A 15,357-nucleotide genomic window follows, 5' to 3' on the forward strand; every position below is an offset into this window, starting at 1 on the left:
TATGGAGAAGAGAACACAACTAACCCCGACCACAGACCAAAAACAAGACAATAAAACACAAGAACTTGTAAACGCAAGAAAGGATACCTTGTCTAAACTTAAAACCGAGGAAGACAAGGGGTTCGAATGGTTGAATGAGTATAGCCGAAAGTTTTTGGCATCTGGGTACCTAACCGAGGGCGTAACCCCTGAAGGGCGTATCCGCGAGATTGCCGATAGGGCCGAGGAGATATTGCAAATTCCTGGGTATTCGGATAAATTTTATGGATATATGTCCGAAGGATTTTTCTCCTTGGCATCTCCAGTTTGGTCCAATTTTGGTAAAAAACGTGGTTTGCCCATTAGTTGCTTTGGCTCACATATCGACGATGATATGGGGAATATCCTTTATACACAGTCCGAGGTAGGAATGATGTCCAAACTAGGTGGTGGGACATCGGGATATTTTGGAAATATTAGGCACAGGGGTGCTCCTGTAAAAAATAATGGTCAAGCCTCGGGAGCAGTTCATATTATGCAGTTGTTCGAATCCATGGTAGATGTGGTTAGCCAAGGTTCGGTTCGTCGCGGTCGTTTTTCTCCATATTTACCGATCGATCATAAGGATATCATGGAATTTTTAGAGATCGGTACCGAGGGTAACCCGATCCAACAATTAACACATGGTGTAACGGTGACCAACCAGTGGATGCAGGAAATGATCGAGGGAGACGTGGAAAAAAGAACCATATGGGCCAAAGTGTTGCAACGTAGGGGTGAAATGGGATATCCGTATGTGTTCTTTACCGATAATGCCAATGACGGTGCAGCGGATGTATACAAGGACAAGAACCACCGTATTCATGCCAGTAACCTGTGTACAGAGATTATGTTGCCATCTAATGATTATTGGTCTTTTGTTTGTGTGCTCTCCAGCGTAAACTTGATGCATTACGATAAATGGAAAAAAACCGATGCGGTAGAGACCATGGTCCATTTCTTGGATGCAGTAATTACAGAGTTCATCGAAAAATTGGAGGCTTACAGAGATTCTTCGGACAGAGAGGACAGACAGACTTTCCTATTTATGGAAAGAGCTTACAACTTTGCAAAGCAAAACCGTTCCTTGGGTCTTGGGGTCTTGGGCTGGCATTCTTTATTGCAGTCCAAAAGAGTGGCCTTTAACAGTCAGGAAGCGTATAACTTGAACAGCGAAATTTTTAGGGAAATCAAAGAACGTTCCTACAAAGCTTCAGAACAATTGGCCGAACGATTTGGTGAGCCGGAGGTGTTGAAAGGTTACGGAAGGCGTAACGCAACATTGAACGCGATTGCGCCTACTACCTCATCTGCCTTTATTTTAGGTCAAGTGTCCCAAGGAATAGAACCCATTTGGTCCAACTGTTATGTAAAGGATATTGCCAAGATCAAAACAACCATCAAAAACCCATTTTTAATGGATTTGTTGGAGGAAAAAGGACAAAATACGCCTGAAGTTTGGAAAAGTATCCGTGATATGGATGGTTCTGTACAACATTTGGACTTTTTGACCGAAGAAGAAAAGGCGGTCTTTAAAACCTATTCAGAAATAGATCAACTTGATATAATTTATCAAGCTGCCAATAGGCAGAACCATATAGATCAAGGGCAATCGGTGAACATTATTGTGCACCCGGACATGCCTACCAAGGATATCAACAAAATCCACGTTACCGCTTGGAAATTGGGACTTAAATCCCTGTACTACCAGCATAGCATGAATGCTGCACAAAAATTCAAGCAAAAGAAGGATTGTGTGAGCTGTGAGGCATAGAAAATCCAAATTTGACATTAAAAAAGGAGGTCCCGACAACGGGACCTCCTTTTTTTTGTTCTATTGAAGAAGACTTTATTTAAATACGGGACCAATCATATTTTTGCGTCCGTGGTTTTAGTTTTTATTGCTGTGGGCAAATTAATAAAACGAAGGACAGTCTCCGTTTTATTCCACAATCTTAATGTCCACAGATGTTCTACCTTGCCATCCAGTGGCATCCGTTACGGAGTAGGCACAATGGTAGTCGCCGGTATCTATATCTTCCGGTATGGTAATGCTAATATTGATCTCATGTGAAGTTCCGCCTTCTGCAATAGTAAAGTTTTGCATGTAGATCAATGGATTTTCTGCACTTTTAACAGCTTCTAGATCACATTGAGCACCCTGGTCATCGTGGGTGTGGTGGTCAAAATTGTGATGTATGTCCAAACTATAGGAGGCCAAGGATACATTATCCGTTGCTTGGGCCTTAAATGTGTAGGTCTGACCCCTTTGCAGTACTTCGCAGGCTTGGGGAAAGCCACCCGAGAAGTTTATGCTGATCGCAGGCTTTTCTTCATCAATAGTAGAGTCGTCACTACTTGAGCAGCTCGACAAAATTATGATTGAAGTGGCGATAAAGATGTGTTTAAATTTTAGTTTCATAGTTTTTTTTTAAAACCTTGGAGCCCTAAAGGGCCCCACGGATATTCATATTAAACTGTAGGTACTGTAATATCGATATGGTCTTCGAATTCGTGGATGTTTCCATCCTCGTCCTCGATAGTAAAAATAATGTGATATTCCCCTGCTGGAGCAGTAGCAGGTACTTCTATGTGCTCATGGAACTCTGCCTCGGTCAATTCGTGGTAATCCTCGGAAAAGTCGCCTTCGTAATCCCATTCCACTTCTCCTTCGCCTACTTCAATGTCGTGGGCATGAACATCCACCAATACCTCATGTATACCATTTACCGCTTCGATCATAAATTCTATATGGAAATCGCTTCCTCGCTCTACGGTTTCATCCATTTCAAAATCGCTTACGGTAATAGGATCAAGAATTTGGATGTGACCTTCGATTTCTGTTGTATTTCCAAGGGCATCGGTCACTACCAGTTCAATGTGGTATTCTCCCGCGGGAATGTTGGTCGGAATATCGATGTGTTCATGGAATGTAGGGTTGATCACCAAGTAATCGGCATCGGTCCAAGTTTGTTCGTAATCCCAATCTACTTCACCTTCTCCGGCCTCTACCTCGTCTGAATGAATGTCGATGGAGATACTTTGTACAACTCCTTCGGCAGTAATTTCCGCTTCTAAATGAAGGTCCGATCCTTTATAGGCAACTTGATCGGTAGAATGGGCACTGCCCTCTCCAAATTCAAAATTGGCGATAACCGGGGCTGCTACTGCGTCGGTTCCATCATCATCGCTACTACAAGATTGAAGGGCTACGCCTAAAAATGCGATAATTGCAAGTGGTTTTAACATTGATTTCATTTTTCTTCTGTTTTTGATATTAGACTTAATTTGATTTATTTAAAATGGTATGGTCATCGAAATGGATAAGTTCCTGCCAGGTTCAGGAACGTCGATAAGCCGATAAAAACTGGTGTGATCGTAGTATTCTGTATTGAATACATTATTTAGTTTTATGCGTAATTGCATAGGTTGTGCCGTTTTGAACATTGTTATCCCTGCCATGGCGGATATATGGAGTACTTGAAAACCTTCTGTTTTTTCCTCTGGAGGTACAATATCGTTTTGGGCAGCGGTTATCCTATATTCCGCGGTGATACTCGGTGCTTTTAAAAAGGATACATTCTTAAATTGATAGTTGGCAGAGAGCAAAGTGGAGAGGGGCGGATTAAAGGGTAGCGTGAAATCCTTTTTGGGTCCACTGGTCTGTCTGGAATACACATATTCCAAAGAAGCGTCCAAACGTAGATCGTTGCCGACGGTTGCACCTACCCGTGCCTCGCCACCAAAACGGACTACCTCGCTTTGGGTATATTCGTACACTTGTAAGGTCTCATAGTAATTGGAGGTAGGGTTGAGATAAATGTAATTTTCAAAATAGTTGAAAAAAGGGCTGATACCAAAATCAAAATAGTTGTTGGAATGATCGATATCCAAATCTATTTGATAGGATTGTTCTGGGTCTAGATCTATTCTTCCCCTTTCGTAACGGTACATATGATAGTTTACCCCATCTGAAGCCAACTCATTGGCCAAAGGCATTCTAAAACTCTTTCCAACGTTTACTTTATATGTAGTATTATTATTGAGGTAGCTCAAACCCAAAGAGCCGCTTAGGTTGCCAAATTCCAAATCCTCGTCTCGTGCACGTTGCAAAAATACATTGGAGGTGGTGCCATCGGGATTGTTTACAACAGATCGGAACCAGTCTGTGTAGGATGTTGTCCGCATAAGGCCAGCATCGTATCGCAAACCTCCCTGTAAGTGTAAATTTTCACTGATTTTATAATGGTCAAATACAAACACTCCCGCGGTATACCGGTCATAAGCAGGAATCAGAAAGCCCCATCCACCTATATTATTGTTCTGGTATTCCGTATTTATTCCAAAAACAATGTCATGTCTATCATTGGGCTTAAAGGTGTCTTTTAAGTTCAGCGAATAGGTGTTTTTTGTAAATACCCTTTCCCTGCTGTTGGGGGGTGTGGGCATATAACCATGGGGAACAGGTTCGGAGTGCTCCTCTCTTTGGTTGTTTTGGTAACCAAGGTCCAACTGAATGGTGTGCGCTCCTTTATAAAAAGTGGTGTTATTGGTTATTTTAAAGTGGTTTACCTTGTGGTAGGGTAAATCGATATCCCGATCGGAACTATCATAATCGATAGAGGAGTTCCTAACCTCGAGACCATGGGCATTGGCAAAGAATCCATTTTTGGCGTTTACATTGCTGAAAAAAGTTTCTGATTTAATGTTTTCCGTTACAAAACCAATGCTAGCACTGGCATTGGCTTCCATGCCCGCTGTATTTCTGAGATGATTTTCGTACAGGTCAAAAACGTAGCCCTCGTAATAAATTTTATCGGTGGGCACTTTGTAATCGCCATAATCCCGGTAGGTCAATCGCCCACGATAGAACCATTGTTCTTTTCTTCCTTGGATTCCAGTGGAAATACCTAAAAGATCATTATTGGTCTCACCAAGTAGGTTTACTTCACCATTAAAGGAGTTCGGCATGGGTATTTTTGAGGGCTGGATGTCCACTACACCGGCTATGGCATCGGAGCCATATAATAAAGATGCGGGACCTTTAATGATCTGTATGTTCTCTATCCCGTATTGGTCTATTTCGAGCCCATGATCATTTCCCCATTGTTGGGCTTCGTGCTTAATGCCGTTTTGGACCACACTTACCCGATTAAATCCGAGCCCCCTGATTACAGGTTTTGATTGCCCTGAGCCAATGGTTATGGTGCTTACACCAGGAATTTTTTTAAGGGTTTGCATTAAGCTGTTCTCGCGGTTGGTTTCCAAAAATTCCTTGTCCACTCCAACTGAAATTGTTGAGAGTTCTTGAGCCTGTCTTTTGTCACTTTTTCCAAGTAGCTCGATCTCATCTAAATTGGTCACCTTCTCCGTTAATTTTATTGTGTATTCGCTAAGGTTTCGATCCACTTCTATAACCAATTTGATAGGAGCGTAGGCAATATGGGATATTTCAAATGTATGAGCTCCTTTAGGTATATTCTCAATAATAAATTCACCGTTTAGCGAGGAGACGGCATGTTTTGTACTACCAACAATATTGGCGCCTGAAATAGGGGCCAAAGTACTCGAATCAATAACCGAACCTTTAATAGTGTAGGTTTCCTGAGCCCAAATCAAAGTGTTGAAACCAATAAACAAACAAGCAAGAAGTGTGTATTTTATCATTATAAAAACTAGATTTTGTAACTAGCTTCTCTTTTGGGGGAAGCATTTATGGAGGTTCCATCAAGTGTGTTTCTAGTATAGGGGGTCGACTTAATGCTTAAAACAAGTATTTGTCAAAAACTGATGTATTGCATACACCAAAAGCAAGTTTTGGATTTTAAGCAAAATCAAGTCATAGTAAATGGTAAAAATCTAAATACCAAAAACGAGGATGGAGGATGTTATGTGGTAGGGGGAGGCCTCGAAAACAGATGGCTTATGGTAAGCGTTCCGGAAACCTCAAAAAAATAGGAATTGGTAACTTTTGGATAGTAAACCACAGTGTTCTCAATGGTAGGCTCAACAATATCGTTTACTATTCCAGGGGATTGACTATCGTGTGCTATATTCAAGCATATCTCACAATGGTCTAGATAATCGTCTGTATCGTTATGATGGGTAAGCGCATGTAAGCCTACGAGCTTGGTTGCCAAAAAGAGGACAAACAAACCGTAAGCGATACTATTGCCAAGACGATTCTTTTTCATGGAAAAGCAAATTTATAAAAAAACCAGCGAAATGTGCTAATGGTCAAGGATGTTTGAATTAAGATGAATTAAATATTGGGTTTAGTATCGTTTTATATCTACAATAAGAAAGAAAAGCTTAGGAAAAGGTAGGTTGTTTCTTTCATCATATTTATACTATTTCACAACAAAAGCCCCTTTGCATACAACATAACTTATCTATTCTAGCCTGTTCTTGATAAGTTTGGAGAAGCCTTACTTCGTAAGGATAAACCTCAGCAGCTAGACTATGAACAAACCGCTAACCCTCCTGCGTTGCAGGCATTCTTTATTGATGGTACTTTTTGTGTTGGCATCAATTAAAGCTGGATATTCGCAGGATTGTTCGGTCAATGCAGGTTCGGACCAAAATTTTGACCGTACGACGACGGTGTTTTTGGGTGCCGATGTGCCTCCGGTCGGTTCCGGTGTTTGGACACAACTATCGGGCCCAACCCTAGTGACTTTTGATGATGCCACCGATCCAAGCACCCAAGTCTTCAATACTGCTTTGGGAACCTATATTTTTGAATGGACCGTTTCAGATGTTACCTGCAATACTGCTTCGGACACAGTGGGGATTACCATCGAAGGAGTAGATCTGGAACTGGAAATAGTAGTTAACGATCCACTGCCGAATATTGGTGATGTAGTGACTTTTACAATTAATTTGAGCAATTTTGGGGATGTTGACGCCACGGGTGTCGCCATTGAAAACCTTGTTCCATCTGGTTTCAACAATGTAACCGCAATAAACAATAGCGGAACTTTTAGTTTTATTACGGATAAAGTTAGTTGGACAGGTATAAACGTTCCTGTAGGTACAAATACGGCCTCACTGAGTTTTGATGCTACTGTACTGACCCCAACGGCAACGATGGGGGAGTTTACACACGTTGCAGAAATTATTTTTGCCGATCAATTGGATGTGGATAGTACACCGAACAACGATGACGGAGATCAAAGTGAAGATGATGAGGACAATATTACTCCAGCACCACAACAAGCCGATTTATCATTGACCAAAACAGTGGTAGGAGGGGATTTATCTCCCTTTGTGACCGAACAGATCGGTTTTGAAATAACCATTGCCAACAATGGACCGCACGACGCCACCAATGTACGGGTCGTAGATCAAATACTTTCGGGCTTCAACTATATTTCCTATTCAGCAACAACAGGCACGTACGATCCCATTAGCGGCTTTTGGGAAGTGGGGACATTGGCCAATGGCAGTATTCAAACACTTACCATAAATGTAGAGGTCAATGCGACAGGAAACCATACCAATACCGCACAAATTATCGCTTCGGACGCTTTTGATATAGATTCGACTCCGGCAAATGGTGTTTCCTCAGAAGATGACCAAGGGGATGTAGTAATATCGCCCCAGGAGTTGATCGATCTATCCTTGACCAAAAGCATTGATAAATCCCCACCATTGGTGAGCGATAATGTCCGTTTTACAATTGTAGTGACCAATGATGGACCAAGTGATGCCACCTCGGTGGAAGTTACCGACCTGTTGCCATCGGGATACACTTACGTTTCGGACAATAGTGGAGGAACTTATAACCAGATAACTGGAATCTGGAATGTTGGTACATTGTCCAGTGGCAATTCAACGAGCCTTTCGATTTTGTGCAATGTAAATGCCTCCGGTATTTACGAAAATACAGCAGAAATTACAGGACATGACCAAACAGATGTGGATTCCGCACCAAATAACGGTCTTCTGGGAGAGGATGACCAAGATAGTATTTCGGTGGTCCCCGAACCGTTGGTAGATATTGAAATAACCAAAACTGTTGACGAACTTGTCCCAGAAGTCGGAGAAGAAATACGCTTTACGGTAACCGTACAAAACAATGGCCCCAGTGATGCCACTAATGTTGTGGTAACGGATGTACTGTCAACAGGATATCAGTTGGTGGCAGCAAACCCATCTGTGGGAACGTACAATGCCACCAATGGTTCTTGGGTAGTGGGCAATTTGGCGAACGGGATTTCGGAGACTTTGGAAATATCCGTAGATGTGTTGCCAACTGGAAACTACAGCAACACGGCCGAGTTGACCAATGTGGCCGAAAGGGATATAGATTCAAGCCCCAATAACAATAACGAGACCGAAGATGATCAACAGACCATAGAACCAATTGTAGTTCCGGTGGCCGATCTCCTGTTGCGCAAATCCGTAAACGAATTGAGCCCGTACGTGGGACAAAATGTGATCTTTACCCTAAACATTACCAATTTAGGCCCTAGTGAAGCTTCAGGGGTTCAAATTATGGATCTATTACCGGACGGTTATACCTATGTTTCCCATGACGCAACTGCGGGAATTTATATCCCTACAACGGGTATGTGGACCTTAAACGCAGATATCGGCGATGGAAACACAGAAACACTTTCTATAGTGGCAACAGTGAACGATCAAGGGGATTACTTTAATGTAACCGAAGTATTTGCCGCAGATCAATTGGATCCCAACTCCATTCCCAATAACAATAATGTTTTTGAAAACGATCAAGATAGTGCTGGTACTACACCCGTGCCATCTGCAGATTTAAATTTGAACTTGGCGGTGGACAACGAGTTTCCCGATGTAGGAACACAGGTAACCTTTACCGTAACATTGGCCAATGAAGGTCCCAGTGATGCCATTGGAGTGGCCGTGGAAAATTTACTATCGGATGGATTTACATATATTTCCGATAATTCTAACGGGTCGTTTGATCCATCTACAGGACTTTGGAATGTTGGGAATCTTGCCTTGGCAACCCAGATGGAGCTGAGCATTGTAGCTGAAGTGAACCCGACAGGAGATTACGATATAAACTCCGAAGTGGTAAGTGCTACTTTTTTTGATGTAGATTCCACACCGAACAACAATATCCCAACAGAGGATGATCAAGATCATAAAACAATATCTCCACGACAAGTGGCGGATATTTCAATAAGTCAAACTGTAAGCAGCATGAATCCTGAAGTTGGTGATGAAGTGGTCTTTACCATTCAAATTGCCAACAATGGCCCCAACCATGCGACCGGGCTGATCATCGAAGATGAACTGGAGAATGGTTATCAATTTGTGTCCGCCATGCCTTCTGCCGGTGTTTATGATGAAATAGCAGGGTCTTGGGATCTGCCTTCCCTTGCCAATGCAACAACCCAAACTTTGGAAATAAGAGTAATCGTACTTCCAAATGGAGAGTATAAGAATACTGCCGAACTTATAGCTTCGGACATTTATGACCTCGATTCCACCCCAAACAACAACTTGGGCTCTGAGGATGATCAATCAACGATAATTCCAGTTCCGGGCGGACTTAACGATCTTTCTTTATCCAAAACTGTGGATAACGCCAACCCGAATGTGGGAGATATAGTTCGCTTTGTGGTGAGCATTACCAATAATGGGCCGTCCGATGCAAGAAATGTTTTGGTTACCGATATATTGCCTATCGGTTATACTTACGAATCCCATAGTGCTACCGCAGGTGTTTACCAAGCAAATGCTGGACTATGGAACATCAATAGGGCAATTTTGAATCAGGATACGGAAAGCTTGGAGATTTTGGCGGTGGTCAATCCGCCCACAGGGACCGAGAACGAATATTTGAACGAAGCATATATATCGTCAAGTTTATATCCAGATCCTGACAGTGACCCATCAACAGGTACCAATGCAGATGATCTTTCCGATGGCATTGTGGATGACGATGAGGCCGCTGCTTTTGTAGTGCCACAAACAACCGATCTGGTCATCACAAAACATGTGGACAATGCCTCGCCCAATATCGGGGATGAGGTAATTTTTGAGATTACCGTTGTCAATCAAGGTTTAGATGACGCCACCCATATCGGAATTCAGGAAGAGTTGCCATTGGGATATACATATGTAAGCCACGAAACAACCAATGGAGCGTACGATGCATCGGCCTCTTTTTGGGAAATTGAATCTTTGCCAACAACAGAATCGGCCACACTATTGCTTACGGTTGAGGTTGCGGATGTTGACGATTACATCAACCGAGTGAGTTTGGCATTTGTAGATCAGTGGGATATAGATGAAAGCAATAACTCCGCTGAGGCTTTTGTGGAACCTGGTTGTTTGGTGGTGTATAACGAGTTTTCGCCCAATGGGGACGGGGTAAACGACTATTTTAAAATCGATTGTATTGCGCAATATCCGAACAATTCGCTACAAGTGTACAACCGATGGGGAAATATTGTTTTCCAGACAAGATCGTATAAAAATGATTGGGACGGTACCACTAATGGCCGTGCCGTAGTTCAACCAGAGGATCAATTGCCCGTGGGCACATATTATTATGTGTTGGATTTGGGCGATGGTTCGGAACCACGAACCGATTGGTTGTATATAAACAGATAAGTATGGGGATGGTTTGGTTTAAACATAAAGTAAAAGGGGCAAGACAAATCTGTTTTCTGCTCATGGTTCTGTTTGTCTATTCCGGTTATGCTCAACAGGATCCCCAGTTTACCCAGTACATGTACAATACCATGAGTGTTAACCCTGCATTTGCCGGTAACCATGGCCATTTAACTGCTCTATTGTTGCATCGTTCGCAATGGGTAGGTATAAATGGAGCTCCGAATACCCAAGTATTGGCCGTGGATATGCCATTGGAAAATAAAATCGGGGCAGGGGGGATTATTTCCCGAGATGCCCTTGGTCCATCTTCCGAAATTTCTGTGGATGGCAATGTTTCGTATACCATTCAATTGGACAGTGCCAATAGTAAACTTTCTTTTGGCATGAAATTGGGCGGACGCATTTTTGATGTTGATTTTTCCAAGGGCCTAACAGAGGACGCCGATGTGGCATTTCAGAATAATATAAAGAGCAAGTTTTTCCCTACCATTGGCGCAGGGTTGTTCTATGATACCAAAAAAGGATATTTAGGGTTTGCTATTCCCAATTTCTTTTCACAAAAACACTACGACGGGGAAGAGCAGGAGATAGCTGCTGAACGATTACATTATTATTTTATAGGGGGCAAAGTAGTGGATTTGACCCCAGATGTAAAGTTAAAACCTGCCTTTTTTGTAAAATGGGTGCCCGGTGCGCCGATTATCGCCGATGTATCGGTAAACGCTATGCTACGGGAAACCTTTACCTTTGGATTGGCCTACCGCTGGGACGATTCCTTTTCTACTTTATTGGGCATGCAGATCAACCCGAACTTTAGTGCTGGGTATGCCTATGATCTAACCACCTCCAATTTGGCTAGCTATACAGGTGGATCACACGAGTTATTTGTTAGGTACGAGTTTAAATCCTCAAAAAAGCAGAAAGACCCCCCTACATTCTAACGATCCGTATTCCTCGGCCGGAAATAGTCAGTATCTTTGGCAAAGTTTTAGTTGTAAACAAAACGCTATGGAGAGGAATGAATTGTACCCTATTTTTTTAAAGGTTTCCCATTTAAAGGTACTCATTGTTGGGGGAGGTAACGTAGGCTTGGAAAAGTTGACTTTTTTGCTGAAATCCAGTCCACGGGCACAGGTTCAAATGGTAGCGCCCGAATTTTTATCCGATACTTTGGAATTGGCCAAAAAGCACAATGTTGAGATCACAAAGGCTGTTTATGCAGATCATTTTCTAAAAGGGAAACACATTGTGATCGCCTGTACGAACAAGCCCAAGGTCAACGAGCAAGTGTACCATGATTGTAGGGAGCTGGGTAAATTGGTAAATGTGGCGGATAATCCTCCATTTTGCGATTTTTATATGGGCGGTATAGTGACCAAGGGAAATGTGAAAGTTGCCATATCCACCAATGGTAAATCGCCAACAACGGCCAAGCGCCTTCGTCAATTTTTTGAAGATGTACTGCCGGACAACATTGATGATCTCGTAAACAATCTGAACAAATATCGGAAGACCTTAAAGGGGGACTTTGAACAAAAGGTCGAAGCACTGAACGAATTCACCAAAGGATTGGTAAACAATAAGGATTAAGTCCTTCTACAAACGTTTCATGGCCTCTATTAGGTCGTCTTTTTTTCTTGGGGAAATATTTACCTGCAAATCGTTGTTCATAATTACATATCCCCCATCTGACTTCACATACTTTTTTACCTTTTTTAGATTGATGAGAAAACTGTTATGAACCCTCATAAACTGGTGTTCGGATAACAGGTTTTCATATTCTTTTAAATGTTTGCTCACCAGTAGGGTGTTCTCGTCCTCGAGCATAAAGATGGTATAGGAGCCATCTGCTTTACAAGCGATAATTTCGTCTATCCCGATAAATTCCATTCCTGCCGTGGTGGCCAAACAGATTTTTTCCGGTCTAACCTTACCGCGGGAGATGCTTTGCATTAAAGTATCCAATTGCTCCCGGTACACATTGGTGTCCATACGGGTTCTGGCTTTCTCTACGGCTTGTTGTAGCTCGTCCAGATCTATGGGTTTAAGTAGATAGTCCAAGGAGCTGAACTTTATGGCCTTTATCGCATACTTTTCGAATGCGGTGGTAAAAATCACCTCAAAATTTGGATCTTTGATCTGTTCAAGAACATCGAAACCTACTCCCGATTGTAGCTCTATGTCCAGAAAAACAATGTCGGGGCTGTAAATAGATAATACTTTTACGGCTTCTTGAACATTGCCGGCCGTTGCAATTACTTGAACGTCTTTGCAAAATTCTTCCAACATAGACTTTAGGGTTTCCCTGCTATGTTTTTCATCTTCGATAATTACTGCTTTTAAAATCATTGGGTTGGTATTAGGGGTTATGTATTTTTAGTATCACTTTGGTTCCAGAAGGCAGTCCATGATCATCATATTTATCAATGATCTCTATTGAGCTTTTGTTATGTGCGCTATTATTTAACATTTGTAATCTTTTTTGGGTTATCTCCATCCCACGGGATTTTTGATTGTAATTTTTGTTTTTAATACTTAGTCTGCCAATACCATTGTCTTCAACTTCTATCACACAATGTTCACCTTCATTATAGAATCGAATATGAAGTTTCTTTTCCCCATTTTTTTTACCTATCAACCCATGGATCAATGCATTTTCCACAAATGGCTGCACAAGCATTAAAGGTATGTTGACATTTTCAACATCAAGATTTTCTGCCACGTCTATTGTATATTGAAAAGAATTGTCAAAGCGCAAGGATTCCAACTCAAGATACGATTTTATTACATCGATTTCTTCATCAAGTGTTACCGTGGTCAAATGTGAGCTTTCAAGCACATTTCTGGTGAGTTTAGAAAATTTTGAAAGATAATTGAGAGCGGACATTTTATCGTTTTGAATGATCAGATGTTGAATGGAACTTAATGAGTTAAAAATAAAATGTGGGTTTATTTGTGAACGAAGAGCAATGATTTCCTTAAGGCTTAATTGAGCTTGTAGGTTCAATTTGGATTCGTATTCTTTTTTGATTTTGTAGGCCAATCCAAGGGAGAACAATAAAATTTCTATGGACGCGCCAATGGTCATGTAATATCGGCTATGAAAAAACAAAAGGCCAAGAGCTCCGAGCATATAACAAAATGAACCGACAACGATGAAATGAGTCAGGTGGTCTTTGGCTTTTAAAAGGAGATATATCATCGAGAATACTCCGACCATCGTCATTAAAAGCCTCTGGAAGGTCAGTATCCAATGTTTGATCATATAATCTTCAATTATAAAGGCAATCGAATCTGCCGCGATAATGGCAATAAGTATCGGTACCACACTTATGAGCAATACATGGAGCTTTGGGTAATTTACTTTGGTATTAAGAAAATATATGGCGAACAATACATAAAATAAATTAATGAACACCTGCGATATCAATATGGTCCAAAACCCGAACATTGTATCCGTAAATGTAATGGAAATGTATGCACCACCCAGATATATACCAAGAAACATGACGTAAAGTGAATAGAATAAAAATTCCATTTTTTGCACTTTAAAAAATATAATGAGAAACGTAAAAAAAAACGTAACACAAGCTCCTAGAAAAACTTGGTGAAAAGAAATTTCCTTGAGATCCTCGTGAGTATAGTAATTGGTAAAAAATCTATTCGATTTATTTGACAAATACTCAAATGTCATCTCTCTTGTAAATAGGAAAGAGTTTACCTTGACAAAGAGATATCTATTGTCTATTAAATTATCGATGCTAAAATTGACGCCGTTATTATACCTAAAGGATGTTCGTGGTTTGGGACTGTTAAATTTACCGAAGGGTTTGTCCATGATAGCCCCGTTTTTATTATAGAATAGTTGGGCTTCACTGTAATAAGCTGTTCTTAATGTCCAGTTGAATTCTTGTTTTAGCGTGTCCAATGCATCGATAAAATCCAGTCGAATCCAGTATGTGGCATTCAAATCATCAATTGGTATTTCCGATAAAGGCGTAAAGCTGGATGGGTCTTCCAATATATCATCAATAGTTAATTCATTGGTTTCATCTTTAAAGAAATCGGCAGGTATTTGCTTTGTTTTACGATCAACTATAGTGTTTTGGGCAGAGAGATAATATATTTGGATTGAACATATATAAAGAACAATTGCCCAAAAACGAAAGGAACGATAGGGTATATGTGGTTGTTTGATGATGCGGTGAATCGACTTTAACGGGAAAGCGAGAGGCACACCAGTACGAGTTATTTTAACTATGCGATATTCTTTATTTGTCCAGTAGAGCATTTACAGGGTTAATATTGGAAAAAACAGATGTTGCAGTCTATTTAAAAAGATTTTTCTTTCATTTATTGGGGAATTTGATTATTATTTATATATTTGAGTTCTTGTCTATGACACATCTTTGTGTTATTTGGTCCTATAAAAGAGGGATATTTTTCATATTCAACATATTGTAGTTGCTCCTCAAACTTTAATGTTTGTTTATAGTAATAAGTGAAAAAATAATTTCACTATCTTAATTTAAGCATTTTTTGGGGGAAGAGGGTAAAACGCACTTAAATCCTAATTTAATTACCATTTTTGGAGTTAGGATATTGGCGGATAAAAATGAACTCACCACTTTCTTTTCTTGTTTAACTGTTGCGCAGCATAACCCCATACTTGCTTTCAGCTGAAGAAATTACTAATGGTGAGTTTTTCAAATAATCTGTTAAATAGTT

Annotated in this window: 10 protein-coding genes; 4 read left to right on the forward strand and 6 right to left on the reverse strand. The window is 40.9% G+C overall.

Going from position 1 to position 15,357, the window contains the following annotated elements:
* Position 1 precedes the first annotated feature (1 nt).
* Positions 2-1,792, forward strand: a complete 1,791-nt coding sequence (locus tag ABTP35_RS08520; RefSeq protein ID WP_293297293.1) for a ribonucleoside-diphosphate reductase subunit alpha — start codon at positions 2-4, stop codon at positions 1,790-1,792.
* A 168-nt stretch (positions 1,793-1,960) separates the two neighbouring features.
* On the opposite strand, the gene ABTP35_RS08525 is transcribed toward ABTP35_RS08520, so the two are convergent.
* The 4 genes from ABTP35_RS08525 to ABTP35_RS08540 form a co-directional block, all read right to left on the reverse strand.
* Entirely contained in the window at positions 1,961-2,440 is a 480-nt protein-coding gene (locus ABTP35_RS08525; protein WP_293297290.1) for a DUF4625 domain-containing protein, read from the reverse strand.
* A gap of 50 nt (positions 2,441-2,490) precedes the next feature.
* Positions 2,491-3,276, reverse strand: coding sequence for a DUF4625 domain-containing protein (locus tag ABTP35_RS08530; protein ID WP_293297287.1), 786 nt, complete (start codon positions 3,274-3,276; stop codon positions 2,491-2,493).
* Between the two features lie 39 nt (positions 3,277-3,315).
* Entirely contained in the window at positions 3,316-5,685 is a 2,370-nt protein-coding gene (locus tag ABTP35_RS08535; RefSeq protein ID WP_224835672.1) for a TonB-dependent receptor, read from the reverse strand.
* 221 nt (positions 5,686-5,906) lie between these two features.
* Positions 5,907-6,212: a hypothetical protein gene (locus tag ABTP35_RS08540; RefSeq protein ID WP_293297284.1), complete on the reverse strand. Its 306-nt coding sequence runs from the start codon at positions 6,210-6,212 to the stop codon at positions 5,907-5,909.
* 268 nt (positions 6,213-6,480) lie between these two features.
* Between ABTP35_RS08540 and ABTP35_RS08545 the strand changes: the two genes are divergently transcribed.
* The 3 genes from ABTP35_RS08545 (at position 6,481) to ABTP35_RS08555 (ending at position 12,219) form a co-directional block, all read left to right on the forward strand.
* Positions 6,481-10,626: a gliding motility-associated C-terminal domain-containing protein gene (locus ABTP35_RS08545; RefSeq protein ID WP_293297281.1), complete on the forward strand. Its 4,146-nt coding sequence runs from the start codon at positions 6,481-6,483 to the stop codon at positions 10,624-10,626.
* A gap of 8 nt (positions 10,627-10,634) precedes the next feature.
* On the forward strand, positions 10,635-11,570 hold the full coding sequence (locus tag ABTP35_RS08550) for a type IX secretion system membrane protein PorP/SprF (protein WP_375334516.1): 936 nt from the start codon (positions 10,635-10,637) through the stop codon (positions 11,568-11,570).
* Between the two features lie 67 nt (positions 11,571-11,637).
* Complete coding sequence (locus tag ABTP35_RS08555; RefSeq protein ID WP_293297274.1) at positions 11,638-12,219, forward strand: bifunctional precorrin-2 dehydrogenase/sirohydrochlorin ferrochelatase; 582 nt, start codon at positions 11,638-11,640, stop codon at positions 12,217-12,219.
* Positions 12,220-12,225: 6 nt separating this feature from the next.
* Here ABTP35_RS08555 and ABTP35_RS08560 read toward each other — a convergent pair whose 3' ends face one another.
* Positions 12,226-12,978 (reverse strand): LytTR family DNA-binding domain-containing protein, encoded by a 753-nt coding sequence (locus ABTP35_RS08560; protein WP_293297271.1) that lies wholly within the window; start codon positions 12,976-12,978, stop codon positions 12,226-12,228.
* A 10-nt stretch (positions 12,979-12,988) separates the two neighbouring features.
* Entirely contained in the window at positions 12,989-14,920 is a 1,932-nt protein-coding gene (locus ABTP35_RS08565) for a histidine kinase (RefSeq protein WP_293297268.1), read from the reverse strand.
* Between the last annotated feature and the right edge of the window lie 437 nt (positions 14,921-15,357).

Source organism: Flagellimonas alginilytica (assembly GCF_042134605.1).
GTDB lineage: Bacteria > Bacteroidota > Bacteroidia > Flavobacteriales > Flavobacteriaceae > Flagellimonas > Flagellimonas alginolytica.

What these genes read in the sequence shown, in the direction of transcription:
- ABTP35_RS08565 (WP_293297268.1), bottom strand. Translation starts at nt 14,920, where the DNA reads ATGCTCTACTGGACAAATAAAGAATATCGCATAGTTAAAATAACTCGT.
- ABTP35_RS08525 (WP_293297290.1), bottom strand. Translation starts at nt 2,440, where the DNA reads ATGAAACTAAAATTTAAACACATCTTTATCGCCACTTCAATCATAATT.
- ABTP35_RS08520 (WP_293297293.1), top strand. Translation starts at nt 2, where the DNA reads ATGGAGAAGAGAACACAACTAACCCCGACCACAGACCAAAAACAAGAC.
- ABTP35_RS08535 (WP_224835672.1), bottom strand. Translation starts at nt 5,685, where the DNA reads ATGATAAAATACACACTTCTTGCTTGTTTGTTTATTGGTTTCAACACT.
- ABTP35_RS08530 (WP_293297287.1), bottom strand. Translation starts at nt 3,276, where the DNA reads ATGAAATCAATGTTAAAACCACTTGCAATTATCGCATTTTTAGGCGTA.
- ABTP35_RS08540 (WP_293297284.1), bottom strand. Translation starts at nt 6,212, where the DNA reads ATGAAAAAGAATCGTCTTGGCAATAGTATCGCTTACGGTTTGTTTGTC.
- ABTP35_RS08550 (WP_375334516.1), top strand. Translation starts at nt 10,635, where the DNA reads ATGGTTTGGTTTAAACATAAAGTAAAAGGGGCAAGACAAATCTGTTTT.
- ABTP35_RS08555 (WP_293297274.1), top strand. Translation starts at nt 11,638, where the DNA reads ATGGAGAGGAATGAATTGTACCCTATTTTTTTAAAGGTTTCCCATTTA.
- ABTP35_RS08560 (WP_293297271.1), bottom strand. Translation starts at nt 12,978, where the DNA reads ATGATTTTAAAAGCAGTAATTATCGAAGATGAAAAACATAGCAGGGAA.
- ABTP35_RS08545 (WP_293297281.1), top strand. Translation starts at nt 6,481, where the DNA reads ATGAACAAACCGCTAACCCTCCTGCGTTGCAGGCATTCTTTATTGATG.